Annotated in this window: 10 protein-coding genes; 7 read left to right on the forward strand and 3 right to left on the reverse strand. The window is 46.0% G+C overall.

The window, feature by feature from the left end; genetic code table 11:
* Window positions 1-182 precede the first annotated feature (182 nt).
* A complete protein-coding gene (locus tag ON006_RS10735) occupies window positions 183-4538 on the forward strand; it encodes a CotH kinase family protein (protein WP_244819777.1) in 4356 nt (1451 codons plus the stop codon).
* 64 nt (window positions 4539-4602) lie between these two features.
* Here ON006_RS10735 and ON006_RS10740 read toward each other — a convergent pair whose 3' ends face one another.
* Complete coding sequence (locus ON006_RS10740; protein WP_244819778.1) at window positions 4603-6420, reverse strand: M61 family metallopeptidase; 1818 nt, start codon at window positions 6418-6420, stop codon at window positions 4603-4605.
* Window positions 6421-6564: 144 nt separating this feature from the next.
* On the opposite strand from ON006_RS10740, the gene ON006_RS10745 reads away from it, so the two are divergent.
* Together ON006_RS10745 and lspA are read left to right on the forward strand one after the other, a co-directional pair.
* Window positions 6565-7254, forward strand: a complete 690-nt coding sequence (locus tag ON006_RS10745; protein WP_244819779.1) for a 3-keto-disaccharide hydrolase — start codon at window positions 6565-6567, stop codon at window positions 7252-7254.
* Window positions 7255-7767: a signal peptidase II gene (lspA, locus tag ON006_RS10750; RefSeq protein WP_244819780.1), complete on the forward strand. Its 513-nt coding sequence runs from the start codon at window positions 7255-7257 to the stop codon at window positions 7765-7767. It abuts the gene before it with no gap.
* Between the two features lie 70 nt (window positions 7768-7837).
* Here lspA and ON006_RS10755 read toward each other — a convergent pair whose 3' ends face one another.
* Entirely contained in the window at window positions 7838-10105 is a 2268-nt protein-coding gene (locus ON006_RS10755; protein ID WP_244819781.1) for an aconitate hydratase, read from the reverse strand.
* Between the two features lie 55 nt (window positions 10106-10160).
* Complete coding sequence (locus ON006_RS10760; protein WP_244819782.1) at window positions 10161-12932, reverse strand: bifunctional aconitate hydratase 2/2-methylisocitrate dehydratase; 2772 nt, start codon at window positions 12930-12932, stop codon at window positions 10161-10163.
* Between the two features lie 447 nt (window positions 12933-13379).
* Here ON006_RS10760 and topA point away from each other — a divergent pair, with 447 nt between their 5' ends.
* The 4 genes from topA to ON006_RS10780 all read left to right on the forward strand — a co-directional run bounded on the left by topA (window position 13380) and on the right by ON006_RS10780 (window position 18600).
* Window positions 13380-15755 carry a type I DNA topoisomerase gene (gene topA / locus ON006_RS10765; RefSeq protein ID WP_244819783.1) on the forward strand — a complete coding sequence of 792 codons (2376 nt, stop codon included), beginning with the start codon at window positions 13380-13382 and terminating at the stop codon, window positions 15753-15755.
* A gap of 138 nt (window positions 15756-15893) precedes the next feature.
* Entirely contained in the window at window positions 15894-16586 is a 693-nt protein-coding gene (locus ON006_RS10770; RefSeq protein ID WP_244819784.1) for an SIR2 family NAD-dependent protein deacylase, read from the forward strand.
* Window positions 16586-17467, forward strand: a complete 882-nt coding sequence (locus ON006_RS10775; RefSeq protein WP_244819785.1) for a bifunctional 5,10-methylenetetrahydrofolate dehydrogenase/5,10-methenyltetrahydrofolate cyclohydrolase — start codon at window positions 16586-16588, stop codon at window positions 17465-17467. The genes ON006_RS10770 and ON006_RS10775 overlap by 1 nt, the downstream gene beginning before the upstream one ends.
* A 74-nt stretch (window positions 17468-17541) precedes the next feature.
* On the forward strand, window positions 17542-18600 hold the full coding sequence (locus ON006_RS10780) for a helix-turn-helix domain-containing protein (RefSeq protein WP_244819786.1): 1059 nt from the start codon (window positions 17542-17544) through the stop codon (window positions 18598-18600).

Raw genomic sequence — 18600 nt, forward strand, 5'->3', positions numbered from 1 at the left:
TATTACTACCAAAATTTGAAAGTATTCTATAATACATTGATACTCAACGAACTTACTGTTCTCAAATTCCACCTTCTTATTTAACGGTACCTATAAGATACCGCAGTAAATTTAAATTTGTCTTGGCATCTCCATATTATATCTTGGATTTATCAATTTTTACTCATCAATTATATACCACTATGAAAAATTTTACCTCTTGCCTGGCCATTCTGGCCTTCGTTTTAAGCAGCTACTGCGTACAAGCTCAAATCCCCATCGACAATTACCGTTTTTACATTGACGAACCGAGAAAACTGATTGTATGCGACCAATTGCCAACACCGGCACAGATAACAGTATTTCCGATTCAGATCAAGTTTGATGCTCAGACCTTCACGTTTGCAAATGGCATTAATACATTAAGTGTAGGCGTCAAATATACGATTACCAACAGTGGCAAAAGTTACAGCCTCTATTTTACTGAGCTTCCCGTCATTAATCTGCAAATACCGGATCCCACACAAATCAACCAGGTCGACGAAATTCCGGGCGCTATATCTCTTTCCGATGGAAAAGGAACGCCTTATAATTCCAATATGGCGATCAGGATCAGAGGAAACAGTTCCGCATTTTTTCCAAAAAAGTCCTACCGGGTTCAGTTAAAAGACGCGGCCGGTAAGAATAAAGACGAGTCACTATTGGGTTTGAGAAGTGACAAACGCTGGCTTTTCCTCGCGCTGTGGAATGAAGAAATACGTGCCAACAACATGATTTCGCATAATTTGTGGATAGACATGCATAAGGTTTACTATGCCGCATCCGAACCGAAAGCCATATCCTCTATCCGCATGAAATATGTGGAAGTTTTCATGAATAAATCCTACCTGGGTGTTTACGGCTTTGCCGAAGACATGGACCGAAAACAATTGCAGCTCAAAAAAGAAGATGGGGGCGTTACGCATGGCGAGCTCTACAAAGCAGACGACTGGTCACTTTCATCTTCTTTTGCAGGCATAGGAGTTGCCAAAGCCGATCCCGGCAGCGCTGATTGGCAACATTGGGAACTTGAATACCCGGATTACAGCGACTGGCAAAATCATTACAATTTCCTGAAAGCAGTCATTGAATCGTCTGACAATGATTTCAAAAACAACATTGGCAACCTTATGAAAATCGATAACCTGATCGACTACTTCATTTTTACCAACCTTCTGCTTGTGGAGGATAATATGGAGAAAAACTATTTTCTCGCGAAATATGACCAGGGGCAACCTTACTTCTTTGTTCCCTGGGACCTGGACGGCACCTGGTCGTATTTTCCGGATGGTTCAAGGAGCAATCGGGTTGAGGGAGAACGTACCAATGGACTTTACAAGCGGCTTTTCATGCTTAATCCAGATGACTTTAAGAACAAACTGGCTACCCGGTGGTTCGCATTGAGACAAAATTTATTGACGGAAAATAACTTAAAAGGAAGATTCTCAACGAGCTATAATACACTGAACTCCAATTTGGTATACGAACGGGAAAGCCTGGTGGCACAGGATCAGTACGGCGGCGCCAATCGCTCGGGAGGGCTTAACTATATACATTCATTTATAAGCCAACGGCTTACCTGGCTTGATACTTATTTCTGCCCAATGGTAACGGGCGGCAATTGCACCAACACACCCGTCGAATGTGATTTCGATGTTACCGCTGCTCCTTCAACTGCGACGCCAGCATGCTCGGCCGCCATCAGCCTCACAGCCAATTGTACGGGAGCCAATTGCAGCGGCGTATCTTATCAATGGACCGGTAATGGAATCAATTTGGCTGGTATATCGGTCAATACCAATGCGTCTGGGACCAATGGGGCATTCAATTATACCGTCACAGCTTCCAAAAACGGCTGTACCAACAAAACTGCGACAGCTTCGATCACGGTAGCCAACTGTCAGCCGCCGACGGGAGAACCTTTTAGTCTGTGCCTGGAAGCTGAAAACTCCAATGGCAATGGTCCGATAACCAGTGACCCGAATGCATCCGGTGGAAAAACAAGGGGCGATCAAAACAACTACAACCACTATGTCGAATATGCGGTGAATGGTGTGAAAGCGACAGGCGTGCATCAGGTCAAGTTCCGTTATTATGCCAACGGTAATGCATTGGCCAGTGTATCTGTCAATGGTAACACGGTTATTCCTTCGGTGCAGTTTCCGGCTACTTTCTCATGGAACATTGTTTGGAGGGAAGAAACGTTTAATGTGACGCTAAACCAGGGAAATAATACGCTCCGTATTCAGGGGTTACCTGGGTATGCTTTGCGTCAGGATAAAATTTGTGTTACCGGCAGCGGCTCACAAAATCCCGACCCGGATCCTGTCACCTGCAACTTTGCCATTGCGCCAACGGCCAATTTACAGTCTTACACGCCGCAGCAAGCCATGACTTTCAATGCCAACTGCACCGGCGCGGACTGTGGAAGTGTCGCCTATACCTGGACAGGAAACGGTGCCAATGCGACCGGCTCGTCACCCAATGTCAATGCGCCGTCCGCTCCCGGCGATTACACTTACACCCTCACAGCTTCCAAAGCGGGATGTCCGGACAAAACCGCGAACCTGACTGTTCATGTGGGTAGCGTGCCCGTTGAATGCGATTTCAATGTTACCGCTGCTCCTTCCACCGCCACGCCTGCCTGCTCGGCCGCCATTAGTCTCACAGCGAACTGCACGGGAGCCAATTGCAGCGGCGTATCTTATCAATGGACTGGTAACGGAATCAATTTGGCTGGTATATCGGTTAATACCAATGCGCCTGGAACCAATGGTGCATTCAATTATACCGTCACAGCTTCCAAAAATGGCTGTACCAACAAAACTGCGACAGCTTCGATCACGGTAGCCAACTGTCAGCCGCCGACGGGAGAACCTTTTAGTCTGTGCCTGGAAGCTGAAAACTCCAATGGCAATGGTCCGATAACCGGCGACCCCAATGCATCCGGAGGAAAAACAAGGGGCGATCAAAACAATTACAACCACTATGTCGAATATGCGGTGAATGGTGTGAAAGCGACAGGCGTGCATCAGGTCAAGTTCCGTTATTATGCCAACGGTAATGCATTGGCCAGTGTATCTGTCAATGGTAACACGGTTATTCCTTCGGTGCAGTTTCCGGCTACTTTCTCATGGAACATTGTTTGGAGGGAAGAAACGTTTAATGTGACGCTAAACCAGGGAAATAATACGCTCCGTATTCAGGGGTTACCTGGGTATGCTTTGCGTCAGGATAAAATTTGTGTTACCGGCAGCGGCTCACAAAATCCCGACCCGGATCCTGTCACCTGCAACTTTGCCATCGCGCCAACGGCCAATTTACAGTCTTACACGCCGCAGCAAGCCATGACTTTCAATGCCAATTGCACCGGCGCGGACTGTGGAAGTGTCGCCTATGCCTGGACAGGAAACGGTGCCAATGCGACCGGCTCGTCACCCAATGTCAATGCGCCGTCCGCTCCCGGCGATTACACTTACACCCTCACAGCTTCCAAAGCAGGATGTCCGGACAAAACCGCGAACCTGACTGTTCATGTGGGTAGCGTGCCTGTTGAATGTGATTTCAATGTTACCGCAGCTCCTTCCACTGCTACTCCTGCATGCTCGGCCGCGATCAGTCTCACAGCCAGCTGCACGGGAGCTAATTGCAGCGGCGTATCTTATCAATGGACCGGTAATGGAATCAATTTGGCTGGCATATCAGTCAATACCAATGCGCCTGGGACCAATGGGGCATTCAATTATACCGTCACAGCTTCCAAAAACGGCTGTACCAACAAAACTGCGACGGCTTCGATTACGGTAGCCAACTGTCAGCCGCCGACGGGAGAACCTTTTAGTCTGTGCCTGGAAGCTGAAACTTCTAATGGTAACGGCCCGGTAACCGACGATCCGAATGCATCCGGAGGATTTACACGTGGTGATAAAAACAACTACAATCATTATGTTGAGTACGCGGTGAATGGCGTGAAAGCTGCCGGAACTTACCAATTGAAATTACGTTACTATGCGTCTGGTAATGCGCTTGTTAGTTTTTCTGTGAATGGCAGTGTGGTTTTGCCATCGGTGCAACTGCCCTCGACTTATAGCTGGAACATTGTTTGGAGAGAAGAGATCATTAACATCGCGCTTGTGGAAGGTAACAACAACGTTCGGATTCAAGGACTAGCCGGGCCGAGCTGTCGTCAGGATAAAATATGTGTAACTGGCGGAGGGGCGAATACGCGAATGGGCGCGCCGGAAGCCAAAACGCAAACCACCGGCTTTGAAGATGCTCTGACTGTATACCCGAACCCATCTACGTCCCACTTTGAAGCGAAATTCAATCTTAAAGCCGGAAGCGAGGGGATCATCACGGTAACCGATATGCAGGGCAAGCGGTGGTACAATAGCCAAGTAAAAGGTAAAGGAAATCATCAGGAGCAGATCAGGCTGAACAACGCTCCCGCTGGGATTTACATTTTGCAGATCAAAAAGGGAAATGAAACTGAAACAAAAAAACTGCTGCTAACTCAATAAAAACATCTGCACACAAAAAAGACCGGAAGGGATTCCGGCCTTTTTTGTGTGCAACTTCTGTCAATCATTTAATCTTGCTATCCAGCCACTCTTTACGAAATTTCTTCATTTCGGCTGTTACAGGCAAATTTGCCTCTTCGTTCAGCGTGACGATAAGCCTTGGATTTTCAGCAATCGTGAGCATTGTGGATTTAATTTCGCCGCGATGACGATAGTCAATGGTAACATTTTCTCCCGGTTTGTGCGCTTTAACAATTGCTGTCAGTTCTGCCTGTGTTCCCACAGTTTTACCATCAACCTTCACGAGTTGATCATCAATGTCAATTCCCGCAGCATATAGCGGCGTGCCAATAATTGTGTTGGATTGTACAGTCAGCTCAGTACCTTCTTTAAATCGCATATCCCCTATCCAAGGCTGTCCTTCAAACTGCTTTTTCAGTGACAAACCGGCCATTTGGAGCAAAGGAGCGTAGTTAAATGACTCATTACCATTGACATACTTTTGAAAAAAGCTTTCCGCAAACACTTTATCCTTTGAAAAAACGGCAAGTACCGTTTGCAGATCTGACACCTGGTAAGGGATTTCAGGTTTGCCATGTTTTGCCCAAAGCGCTTTCATAAAACCGTCCAATGTCAGCCCGCGAGTTCTGAGTTCCAGATCCAAAGCCAGGGCAATGGACGCTCCATATGGATAGTAAGATGTATAAGTATTAGGATAATTCGTCTTGTCCACCGCAACGCCAGCATCCACAAAAACAGCATTGCAGCTAGCCTGTACAGGTGAAATCCGTTTTGCCCCCGGTGTATTTTCTTTGGTATTCACGAGCGACGTTAAAGTCTGGCAATACTCTGCAGGAGAGTCAAATCCGGCCCGGGCAAGAATAAGATCGCCATAGTATTGGGTAAAACCCTCGGCAAACCACAACTCGAAGCTCATGTTACTCTTTTCAAAATTGAATGGTTCAAGCGTTTTCGGTCTGATACGCTCCACATTCCAGGTGTGAAAGAATTCGTGAGAAAAAACGCCCAGCAGGTTATTGGCACCATTGAAAGCCACAGGCAATGTGATCATTGTGCTGTTGCGGTGCTCCATTCCGTCGCCTTTAACGTACGGATTGATGCTCGCCAGAAATGTATACTGACCAAAATCAAAGACTGGAAACTCACCAAAAATCGTCAGTGCTTCCTGTGTAATGCGTTTGATTTTGTATGCGAAATTGTCTGCCAGCGAGTCGGTCGAAGTTGCTTCCAATGCCAGCCGGAATTTTGCAGGCGTTTTGTCCGGGTTATTGACCGTCCATTCCTTCATGATCAGACTGCCTATTTTGATAGGCGAGTCCATAAAATATTGGAGGTCGGGCGCTGTAAATGTAGTTGCGTCACTTCCTGGTTTGAGCTGCGTTGCAATCACCCATTGTCGATTTTTGGGTAACTCAAATTTCACCGAGATGGGCGCTTTTTCCAACTCTTTGACCCACATAAAAGTCGCGGGCGCATTCAAATGGACGCTACTTTGATCCAACCCGGCATAAGTACCGTCCGCATGGTTGGCATATAATGTATACTGGACTTTTACAGAACCATCAATTCCGGACACCTTATATATGTCCCCATCGACCCGCTGAACGGGTAGAGGCTTTCCGGCCTTGTCAAATGCGAGCACATCGTAAATATTTTTCCCGTACTCATGTGTGGCGTACCTGCCCGGCGACGACCTGCTCATACGGAAAACAAGTTCCTTTTGCGGTACGTCGGTGACGGTTACCGCAATGTTAGCTTCATGGTGTACGAGGTTGGGGAATGACACATCGTAATTAATTTTTTGGGCTGATGCATTAAAGCCCAGAAAAGGCAGCATACCCAGCAAGAGTAGTTTTTTCATCACAACTAATAGGTTTTCAGAATGCAGAAAGTTCAATTTAAAGGATATCTCCTACATTTTGTACCTGAATAGCCCAAGTGCCACTATTATTGCTTAATTTTTCCGTTCCAAATACCATTAAAACTAAAAATAGTCTTGAATAAAATGAAAAAACTGGTACTGCTGCTGAGTGCATTGATCTTGCTTGTTTACCAAAAATCGCATAGTCAAACCAAAGATCTTTTGAATGGAAAAGACCTGAAAGGCTGGCATGTCGACGTTCCGGAAATGGATAAAGATCCGACAGTAAAAAGTCCATTTTTGATCAGAAACGGCTTACTTGTCAGTATGGGAACACCGGGCGGTCACCTGATCACAGACGCTGAGTACCAGAATTTTCGTTTAACATTCCAGTACCGTTTTGCAGGAAAACCGGGCAACTGCGGCGCACTTGTTTTTGTTTCGACTTCAAGAGCGCTTTATGAAATGTTCCCAAAATCCATCGAGATACAAATGATGAATCAGAATGCAGGTGATTTCTGGTGTATTCAGGAGGACATTACCGTTCCTGACATGGAAAAAAGACGGGGCCCGAAAGAGAAATGGGGAGTGAATGGTGACAAGCTACGTCGCATTCCTAACCTGACGGACGGTACGGAAAAACCGCTGGGCGAATGGAATTCGATGAAAATTGAATGCCTGAAAAATTCCATTAAAGTGTGGCTGAATGGTGAGCTGGTGAACTATGGTTATAATGCAACTGCCGAAAAAGGGCAAATCGCATTACAGTCTGAGGGCTCGGAGGTTGAATTCAAGGAGGTTAAGGTTACACCCATTAAAAGTCTAACAAAGTAAATGTTACCCATCAAATCCAGTCGGGTTGTCAGAAATATATCGATCCTGTGCATTCTGGTCGCTAATATCGGGTGCGACCAGATTTCAAAAAATGTGATCAGGCAGAATGTCGGTTTTTATGAAACCATTGATGTAATTGAAGACTACGTAACGATCACGTATGTAGAAAATACCGGTGCTTTTCTGAGCATTGGAAGCGCATTGCCTGAAACACTGAAAATTATCATTCTTTCCGTCATACCACTCATCGCCTTATTTTTCGGTATCATTTACATTTTGTTGAAAAAGAACCTAAGCTGGATGAGTGCGCTCGCATTGAGCTTTGCGATCGGAGGCGGTATCGGCAACATTTACGACCGGCTGGTACACGGCTCGGTGACGGATTTCATGCATATTAATTTCGGCGTCTTTCAAACCGGCATCTTTAATATGGCCGATGTCTCCATTATGACAGGTATGTTTATCTTCCTGGTACAATCGTATTCCAGGCAGAGGGAGAGGATGTTGCGTTGACATCGGCAGTCGGCCATCGGAAGTCGGCATAAAAACTGATTGCCGATGGCCGAAAGCTGACAGCCGTTTCTTATGCTCCCACTGATCTACGAATAATGTTCAATGCCGAACCTGCTTTGAACCATTCGATTTGTTGGGCATTGTAAGTATGGTTTACAGGGAATTCCTCAGTCGTACCGTCATTGTGGTGTAATACGATCGTGAGAGGCTGTCCTTCTGCAAATGTCTGCAGTCCGAGAATATCAATGGTATCGTCTTCCTGAATTTTGTCGTAGTCGGCAGTATTCGCGAAAGTCAACGCAAGCATTCCTTGCTTCTTCAGGTTAGTTTCGTGGATACGTGCGAAAGATTTGGTCAGGATCGCGCGTACTCCGAGGAACCTTGGCTCCATCGCTGCATGCTCACGTGACGAACCTTCACCGTAATTTTCATCCCCTACCACAATTGTTCCGATGCCGTGTGCTTTGTAGTCACGCTGCACCGCAGGAACTTCTGCGTACTGATTTGAAAGCTGGTTCTTGATGGCATTGGTCTTCTCATTGTAGAAGTTAACCGCGCCGATCAACATATTATTAGAGATATTGTCAAGGTGACCACGGTATTTCAACCATGGGCCGGCCATTGAAATATGGTCAGTTGTACATTTGCCTTTTGCTTTAATAAGCAATTTCAAACCGGTAAGATCTGTACCTTCCCATTCAGGAAAAGGCGCAAGGAGCTGCAAACGATCAGAAGTAGGACTTACCAAAACCTGAACTTTGCTTGGATCTTCGGCAGGCGCCTGATAACCGGCATCCTCTACTGCGTATCCTCTGATCGGCTGCTCCAAACCACTTGGTTCGTCTAGCATTACTTCAACACCTTCCGAGTTCAATAATGTGTCCTTGCGCGGGTCGAAAGTAAGACGACCTGCGATCGCCAATGCTGTAACGATTTCAGGAGAAGCTACGAACGAGTGCGTATTGGGGTTACCATCGGCACGTTTCGAAAAGTTACGGTTGAATGATGTAATGATTGAGTTTTTCTCGCCTTTTTCAGCGCCATGACGTGCCCACTGACCAATACAAGGCCCGCAAGCATTCGCCAGCACAACACCACCTATTTGTGCAAATGTATCCAGATAACCGTCGCGCTCCACCGTATAGCGAACGAGTTCAGAACCTGGTGTAATGGTATATTCTGAGCTTACAGTCAGTTTTTTATCAACAGCCTGTTGCGCCAGGGACGCCGCGCGGCTCACATCTTCATAACTGGAATTGGTACAGGACCCGATCAACCCTACTGACAGTACTTCCGGCCAGCCGTTTTCTCTTACTGCGGTAGCAAATTTTGAAAGTGGCCATGCCAAATCCGGTGTGAAAGGTCCGTTTACATGCGGCTCTAATGTTGAAAGGTCTAATTCGATCAGCTGATCATAATAAGTCGCCGGATCTGCATATACTTCATCATCAGAACGCAAATATTGCTTAACTGCGTCAGCAGCATCCGCGACGTCAGCTCTTTCAGTGGCTCTCAGATACGCTGCGCTTCTGGCGTCATAGGCGAAAATAGAGGTTGTTGCCCCAATCTCCGCACCCATGTTACAGATGGTTGCTTTTCCGGTTGCTGAAATGCTTTCTGCACCATCTCCGAAATATTCAACTACGTATCCGGTTCCACCTTTTACTGTCAATTGTCCTGCTACCCATAGAATTACGTCCTTAGCAGCAGTCCATCCGCTCAGCTTTCCTGTTAGTTTAACGCCGATCAAACGAGGCATTTTCAATTCCCAGGCAAGGCCGGACATAACATCGCTGGCATCCGCACCGCCGACACCGATGGCGATCATTCCCAAACCACCTGCATTAGGCGTGTGAGAATCCGTACCGATCATCATACCGCCAGGAAAAGCGTAATTTTCAAGCACTACCTGGTGAATGATACCCGCTCCCGCTCTCCAGAATCCCAAACCATACTTATTGGATACAGAAGAAAGGAAATCGTAAACCTCTTTATTCTTATCAACAGCGTTCTTTAAGTCCTGGGCTGCTCCTACCTCAGCCTGGATCAGGTGATCACAGTGTACAGTAGATGGAACAGCAACCTGCGGCCTTCCAGCCTGCATAAATTGCAAAAGAGCCATTTGCGCAGTAGCATCCTGCATGGCCACACGGTCAGGAGCAAAATCTACATATGATTTACCTCGCTCGTAAACCTGAGTGGGTTTTCCTTCCCACAAATGGGAATACAAAATCTTCTCTGCCAAAGTTAAAGGCCGCCCTTCAATTTTACGAGCAGCTTCTACTCTTTCCTGCATACGGGCGTAAACGCCCTTAATCATGTCTAAGTCAAAAGCCATAGTAATTAAATTAATGCTGATACATTCCGACTGTCAAAAATCGCGCCACCAATGACTATCTACTCAATTGTTTTGATGGAGGTGCGAACTTGGTCATATCAATGCCAACCACTGCAGCTTTGTATTCAGCCAGGTTAGGGATTCGTCCAAGGATTGCAGACAGCACAACTACCGGAGTGGATGCAAGCAGCGACTCTCCTTTTTTACGCTCTGAATCTTCCACAACTCTTCCCTGGAAAAGACGAGTCGACGTTGCCATAACTGTATCTCCTTTGGCCGCTTTTTCCTGATTTCCCATGCAGAGGTTACAGCCGGGACGTTCGAGATACATCATATTTTCGTACTCGGTACGTGCCGCCACTTTCGGGGCTTTATCGTCGAATTCGAAACCGGAGTATTTCTGCAACACATCCCAGTCACCTTCACTTTTAAGCTCTTCTATAATATTATATGTAGGTGCTGCTACTACCAGCGGTGCATGGAACTCTACCTTACCTTGCTGCTCCTCTAAATTCTTAAGCATCTGAGAAACAATTTTCAAATCCCCCTTATGAACCATGCAAGATCCGACAAAACCAAGATCCACTTTTTTATCGTCCCCATAGTAAGAGAGCGCACGAATGGTATCATGCGTGTAACGCTTAGAAACGTCTTTATTATTAACGTCTGGATCCGCGATCATTGGTTCAACGATCACATCCAGATCAATCACCACCTCAGCGTAGTACTTTGCATTTGCGTCCGGAGCCAAAGCTGGCATCTCGCCTGATTTGATCTCTGCAATTCGCTTGTCCGCTTTATTAATCAATCCTTGCAAAACCTGTCTGTGATTGTCCATACCCTTGTCGATCATGATCTGGATTCTGCTTTTCGCAATCTCCAGTGATTCAATCAGGGTATCATCCTCAGATATACAGATAGAAGCTTTTGCCTTCATTTCTGCCGTCCAGTCTGTAAAAGTGAATGCCTGGTCAGCAGGAAGCGTTCCAAGGTGAACCTCAATGATCCTGCCCTGAAATACATTTTCTCCACCAAACTTCTGAAGCATCTGAGCCTGGGTAGCATGAACCACATCACGGAAATCCATGTGATCCTTCATTCCACCCTTGAAAGTTACCTTCACTGATTCCGGAATGGGCATTGACGCTTCACCGGTAGCAAGCGCAAGCGCAACTGTTCCTGAGTCAGCTCCAAAAGCAACCCCTTTGGACATCCTCGTGTGAGAGTCGCCACCAATAATGATCGCCCACTCGTCCACAACGATATCGTTCAGAACTTTGTGGATCACGTCAGTCATGGAGTGATATTCGCCTTTCGGGTCACGGGCAGTGATCAAACCGAAATCATTCATGAACTTCATCAGCTTCGGAATGTTTGCCTGCGCCTTTTTATCCCATACTGATGCAGTGTGACATCCTGACTGGTAGGCGCCATCAACGATTGGCGAAATCACGGTTGCAGCCATTGACTCCAATTCCTGAGAAGTCATCAAACCGGTTGTATCTTGCGAACCTACGATATTAACCTCTACGCGAACATCGGAACCGGCGTGCAAAACTTTGCCGGGAGTGGTACCAACTGCATTTTTGTTGAAGATTTTTTCAACTGCTGTAAGGCCTTGTCCTTCGTGAGAAATCTCTTTTGACGGAGCATATACCAGCGGAATATCGATACCCAGAATCTTCGCGGCAACTGTCTGGATCTTTTTACCGAATACGATCGCGTATGATCCGCCAGCTTTTATAAATTCCATTTTCTGAGGCGTCAGTGCCTTAGAAATGTCAATCAGTTCCTGATCGCCTTTGTATAGCTTTTTATTCTTTATGCTAATGGTCAGCTCAGTACCGGTTGCAACAGAGTAGACCTCCTCGAGAACAGGATCGCCGCTTTCATTGCGGACAATGTTACCGTCTGCATCAACCTTTTTAACCCAGTTTTTGAGATCAATTCCAATACCACCGGTCACATCAACTGTAGTAAGAAAAATCGGAGAGATACCATTTGTACCTCCCACGATCGGGGCAATATTGACGAAGGGAATATACGGGCTTGCCTGTTTACCAGTCCAAAGCGCCACGTTGTTCACTCCTGACATTCTGGATGACCCCACGCCCATTGTGCCTTTCTCGGCTATCAACATCACGCTTTTATCAGGATGCTCAGCTTGAAGTGCTTTAATTTCCTGCTGTGCCTTTGGAGTGATCATACATAAACCATGTAGCTCACGGTCCGATCTTGAATGGGCCTGGTTACCAGGAGAAAGCAAATCGGTTGAAATGTCGCCTTCACCAGCTATATAGGTAACGATCTTAATTTCGTCGGGAACGTCCGGCAGTTTCGTAAAAAACTCAGCCTGAGCGTAACTTTTAATAATATCTATGGCGATTTCGTTGTTGCTCTTATATGCCTCTTTCAGGCGGTCTATATCAGCATCATAAAGGAAAACCTGTGTTTTAAGAACCCTTGCAGCTTCTGTCGCGATAGACAGGTCATCGCCCAGGGCCAGGTCGAGCAATACTTCAATGGAAGGGCCACCTTTCATATGAGATAATAACTCAAAGGCGAAAGCAGGCGATATTTCTTCTACCAGAGATGCTCCCAAAATGATCTCTTTTAAAAACCTGGCTTTCACACCAGCGGCACTGGTAGTTCCCGGCAAAGTGTTGTAAATAAAAAACCGAAGGGAGTCTTCCCGATATTCGTTATTTGGATCTTTAATCTGTGCAATGATTTCCCCCAGCAATTCGGCACCATCTATTGGCTTGGGATTAAGCCCCTGGGTTTTTCTTTCTTCTATTTCTTTGATGTAATCCTGATAAATATTCATATTCGAAATCTTTTCAAATGTTAAAGGCAGATTTATAAAACGGTCATTAGAGCACTACGAGCCGCTTCTACTCCTTCTTGCATTCGGGCATAATACCCTTCATCATGTCCAAGTTAAAAGCCATAGTAATTAATCAAATTTTGGGAATATCTGTTGTCAATAAAACACGCGAAAGTACGAAATTACAAAATATCCGAAGGCATTCGAATGCTTTTTCACTACTATTTAGCATGATTATATACTAATAGTACGTTTAGATAACCACGTCATAATTTTTTTTGTTCTGCCATCCCCTCCATTTCGGAAATTATTTAAAAATCGTCCGGTAAAAACGTCCTGATCTGCTGAGGTTTAAAATTACCTTTTTTCAGGCGCTTTGATTTTTTGCAGGAATGTGCCCTATATTTGGACATTCAAAGTGGTACCAGATCCCTTAAATCAAAAGTTATGTCAAAAAATCTGGTGATCGTAGAATCACCGGCGAAGGCCAAAACCATTGAAAGTTATTTAGGGCAGGATTTCACTGTCAAGTCCAGTTTTGGACACGTCCGTGACCTTCCTGAACATGATATGGGTGTTGATGTTGAGCATGATTTCCAGCCGTCTTACGAGATTTCATCCGATAAAGTAAAGGTTATTTCTGAGCTGAAAAAGCTTGCCAAAGGCGCCGAAGTGTGGCTGGCAACGGATGATGACCGTGAAGGAGAAGCTATATCATGGCATTTAAAAGAAGCACTCGGCCTGCCGGATGACACCAAACGAATCGTATTCCGTGAGATCACCAAAACGGCTTTGCAGAATGCCATATCAAAACCGAGAATCATCGACGTTGACCTGGTAGACGCCCAGCAGGCAAGAAGGATTCTGGACAGGCTCGTGGGTTATGAACTTTCACCGGTACTTTGGAAAAAAATCAGAATTGGTAAATCCAATCTCTCGGCGGGACGCGTACAATCAGTTGCTGTGCGCATTGTAGTGGAGCGCGAAAGGGAGATTGACGCGTTCAGAAGTAAAAGCAGCTTTAAAATAACTGCTCATTTTGACCTGGGCAACGGCAAAATATTGAATGCCGAACTTGCCAAGAATTTCACGACAGAAGAAGAAGCTTTCAAATTCCTTGAAAGATGCATAGGCGCACAATTCTCTATTAAAAATCTTGAAGTTAAACCAGCCAAAAAAACACCTGCACCGCCATTCACAACTTCTACATTACAACAGGAAGCGTCCAGAAAACTGAGTTTCTCCGTAGCGCAGACCATGACAGTTGCACAGAGGCTCTACGAGGCAGGAAAGATTTCCTACATGCGTACCGACTCGACCAACTTATCGGAAGAAGCACTGGAAAAGGCCAGACAGCAGATTACCGCTGAGTACGGACACGACTACTATAACAAGAGGATTTTCAAGACCAAATCTGAATCGGCGCAGGAGGCTCACGAAGCCATTCGTCCGACTGATTTTTCTACATTATCAGCAAGTAGTGACCGTAATGAGCAACGTTTGTACGAACTGATCTGGAAGCGTGCTATTGCGTCTCAAATGTCGGATGCGCAGCTGGAACGTACCACTGCTACCATTGCTATTTCAACTACGTCCGAAGAACTCATCGCGCAAGGCGAGGTGATCAAGTTTGAAGGATTTTTGAAGGTATACCTGGAATCCAGTGACGACGAAGGCGACGAAGAGCAGAAGGGAATGTTACCCCCATTGAACATTAACCAGATCCTGAATCTGGCGGATATGAAAGCAACTGAGCGCTTTACGAGAAACCCTCCACGCTATACGGAGGCAAGTCTTGTTAAAAAACTGGAAGAAATGGGTATCGGGCGTCCGTCTACCTACGCTCCCACGATTTCGACCATATTAAGAAGAGAATATATTGTAAAGGAAGACCGTCAGGGGACAGAGCGGGAGTTTAAGGAAATGACCCTGACCAATAACGAGATCAAGAGTAAGGTTAACCGGGAAGTTTACGGTTCGGAGAAAGCAAAACTATTCCCTACCAGTACCGGAATGGTGGTTAATGACTTTTTGGTAAGCCATTTCAATGACATTATCGACTACTCGTTTACCGCCAGTGTTGAAAAAGACTTTGACAATATCGCGGAAGGCCATCTTGAATGGCGCCAGATGATCAAGAATTTCTATACGCCATTTCAGAAAAAGGTAGCGGAAGCAAGAGAAGAGGCGATTGATAAAAGCCTTACTTCCAGAGATTTGGGAGAAGATCCTGCGACGGGCAAAAAGGTATCGGTGCGGATCGGTAAGTATGGGCCTTATGTGCAGATCGGTGATGTCGAGGATGAGGAAAAACCCAAATTTGCAAGCCTTCAAAAAGGCCAGCTGATGGAGACCATTACGCTCGACGAGGCATTTGAGCTTTTCAAATTGCCACGTGAAGTAGGTTTGTTTGAAGAGAAAGAACTGATCGTGAATATTGGAAAATTCGGTCCGTACGTAAAGCATGACGGAAAGTATTTTTCCCTTGCACGTACCGACGATCCAATGTCCGTAACCGAAGACCGATTGGTTGAAATCATTGCCGAAAAACGTCTTCAGGATAGCAACAGAACGATCAAGGAATTCGCGGAAGATGCGGAAGCCAAGGTATTGAATGGAAAGTATGGTCCGTATATCGCTTTTGGCAAAAAGAATGTCAAAATTCCAAAAGGAACAGATCCGGCTAGCCTGACTTACGAGGAAGTAGTGAAACTGGCTGCTGAAACTCCTGATAAACCGGCTGGTCGCGGCGCTAAAAAACCTGCAGCAAAAGCACCGGCAGCTAAAAAACCTGCCGCTAAAAAAGCGGTTAAGAAAAGCTGATTGTTTATATGTTATATTTTGCCACGGATTCACCGCAGCAGCGGCCGCAAATCTGCACGAATGCTTTCCGAAAATTTGAATTCGTGTAAATTCGTGAATCCGTGGCAAAACCAATAGATTAACCCCAAAAACGAAACCATGAAAAAACTCGTAGTACTTTCCGGAGCAGGCATCAGCGCTGAGAGTGGTATCAGTACATTTCGTGATAACAATGGTTTGTGGGACAATTACCGCATTGAAGACGTAGCTACGCCTGAGGCCTGGATCAGAAATCAGGAGCTTGTTCTCGATTTTTACAATCAGCGCAGAAAACAGGCAGCAGATGTAAAACCCAATGCGGCACATTATGCATTGGTGGAGCTGGAAAAAGATTTTGACGTTTCGATCATTACACAAAATGTCGATAATCTGCACGAAATCGCCGGTTCTTCGAAAGTAATCCATTTGCATGGCGAGCTTTTCAAATCCAGAAGTACAAAAAACCCCGATCTGGTCTATCAAATGACATCCTGGGAGCTCAAAACAGGTGATTTGTGCGAAGAAGGAAGCCAGCTGCGACCGCACATTGTGTGGTTTGGAGAAGAGGTACCGATGATGGAAACGGCGGTGGAAGTAACCGAAGAGGCAGATATATTTCTGGTTATAGGCACTTCACTGGCGGTTTATCCGGCCGCCGGACTTGTTCATTATGTACCCGCCGGAAAGCCTATTTACATTATTGACCCTGCCAAACCGGAGATCAACCTGAAACGTAACATGACATTCATTCAGGAAAAGGCGACGACTGGCATGGAGACATTGACTAAAAAATTCTTACTACACGATAAATAATGCAACTACTGGACGGGAAAGCAATTTCATCCCAAATTAAATCTGAAATTAAAGAGGAAGTAGAAAAATGGATCGCGGCCGGCGGGAAAAAGCCTCACCTGGCGGCCATTCTGGTAGGCGCGGACGGCGCCAGTGAAACTTACGTAGCTTCCAAAATCCGTAGCTGCGAAGAGATCGGATTTACTTCTACCCTGCTGCGTTTTGAGCCAAATATTACGGAAGAAGCTCTGCTTGATGCCGTGGCTTCGTTGAATAATGATCCTGATGTGGACGGATTTATCGTACAACTTCCTTTGCCTAAACACATTTCAGAAAACACGATCATGGAGGCAGTGAATCCTGCAAAAGATGTGGATGGTTTTCACCCGGTGAATGTCGGTAAAATGTGCAAAGGGCTGCCCGCATACATTTCCGCTACACCGTTCGGAATTCTTGAAATGCTGATTCGTGCAGGCATTGAAACCAGCGGAAAACATTGCGTAGTCATTGGCCGCAGCCAGATTGTGGGCCTTCCGATGAGTATTCTAATGCAGCGCAATGAATATCCGGGCAATTGTACTGTCACGATTACCCATAGCAAAACACAAAACCTGAAAGAAATCTGCCAGACTGCTGATATCCTGATCGTAGCATTGGGCAGACCTGAGTTTGTGACAGCTGATTACGTAAAACAAGGTGCTGTGGTTATCGACGTGGGTATCTCCCGCGTAGCTGATGCAACCAAGAAAAGCGGCTTTTCGATCAAAGGAGACGTCAACTTTAATGATGTCGCCCCTAAAACCAGTTACATCACCCCAGTACCGGGCGGTGTAGGACTAATGACGATCTGCGGATTGCTTACCAATACTTTCAAAGCGGCGAAAAAAGAGATTTATCAGTAGAGTAAAATTGGCTGTATTTGCTTTTTACTAAAAGATTTGTCAATTAGTATGCACTTTCACTGAAAGGCCATGTTATGAGTATCGTCAGCAACAACATTAAATACCTCAGAAGGCTCAATGGCCTCACACAAGAGCAATTTGCCCGAAAGATCGCAATCAAGCGGTCTTTACTGGGTGCTTATGAGGAAGCACGCGCCAATCCCAATCTTACTAACTTGAAGAATATGGCGGCGGCTTTCGGCATTACTGTCGATAATTTGCTAAAAAACGATCTCAGAAAACTAAGGGAAACGCCGGACATGTCGCTGCCTCTAAATGCGTCACGTCCAATGACGGTTTCTCATTCAGGCACGGTACAACCTTCGGCACAGACAAGGATACCAGCGTTTTCAGAACCGCAACCGCTTTCTAAAATCATTGAGACATACCATCAACCCGAGCCACCGCTCCGGCAGGTTTCAAGACAGATCAATCTGAAACCTGTTAATGGTGATGTGCCACAGGTTGCGCCTCAGGCACCTGTCCGGCCGACTAGCCAGCCCGCAGCGTATCAGCAGCCTGTGGTTACAGCGGGAGCCGAACAGCCGCTCGTTTTCAATAATCAATATCAGGGAAGTCAGTTCAATGCGAATGCGGAAGACCGGGCAAGCAGCTATCCTACCATTCAATGGGTAGCGCGCAACTTGCAGCAGGAGTATATCAGCAATTTTCAAAATCCCGGTTACCTCACTCGTCTGCCGTCATTTCAGCTGCCTAATCTGCCATCCGGCTATTATAGGGCGTTCGAAAGCGGGGAGGATTTTGTTTATCCCAATGCGCTGCTGGTCGGGACATTTATCCGTAACTGGTATGATATCAAGGACGGAATGCAGTATGTCTTTTTGTTGAGAAGCCACGGGCTTATTTACAGAAATGCATTCAATCACGTCAAAACATCGGGCATATTGCTGTTGACATCCGATAACCCTCATTTCCCCGAACTCGAAGTTCCGCTGCAGGATGTCCTCGAAGTATGGGAAATAAAGGCTTTCGTCAGTCTGCAAATGCCAGTACCACAGCCGTCTATGGAAAGAGTCGCCCAGCTGGTGGACGAACTCCAGATCGAACTAAGTCAGTACCGGCAAGCCGAGTAA

The sequence above is a fragment of the Dyadobacter pollutisoli genome, assembly GCF_026625565.1.
Taxonomy (GTDB): Bacteria; Bacteroidota; Bacteroidia; order Cytophagales; family Spirosomataceae; genus Dyadobacter; species Dyadobacter pollutisoli.

Bases quoted from the DNA above. Each gene is read 5' to 3' on its own strand.
- ON006_RS10745 (WP_244819779.1), top strand. From the start codon at position 6,565: ATGAAAAAACTGGTACTGCTGCTGAGTGCATTGATCTTGCTTGTTTAC.
- ON006_RS10780 (WP_244819786.1), top strand. From the start codon at position 17,542: ATGAGTATCGTCAGCAACAACATTAAATACCTCAGAAGGCTCAATGGC.
- ON006_RS10760 (WP_244819782.1), bottom strand. From the start codon at position 12,932: ATGAATATTTATCAGGATTACATCAAAGAAATAGAAGAAAGAAAAACC.
- ON006_RS10735 (WP_244819777.1), top strand. From the start codon at position 183: ATGAAAAATTTTACCTCTTGCCTGGCCATTCTGGCCTTCGTTTTAAGC.
- lspA (WP_244819780.1), top strand. From the start codon at position 7,255: ATGTTACCCATCAAATCCAGTCGGGTTGTCAGAAATATATCGATCCTG.
- topA (WP_244819783.1), top strand. From the start codon at position 13,380: ATGTCAAAAAATCTGGTGATCGTAGAATCACCGGCGAAGGCCAAAACC.
- ON006_RS10770 (WP_244819784.1), top strand. From the start codon at position 15,894: ATGAAAAAACTCGTAGTACTTTCCGGAGCAGGCATCAGCGCTGAGAGT.
- ON006_RS10740 (WP_244819778.1), bottom strand. From the start codon at position 6,420: ATGAAAAAACTACTCTTGCTGGGTATGCTGCCTTTTCTGGGCTTTAAT.
- ON006_RS10775 (WP_244819785.1), top strand. From the start codon at position 16,586: ATGCAACTACTGGACGGGAAAGCAATTTCATCCCAAATTAAATCTGAA.
- ON006_RS10755 (WP_244819781.1), bottom strand. From the start codon at position 10,105: ATGGCTTTTGACTTAGACATGATTAAGGGCGTTTACGCCCGTATGCAG.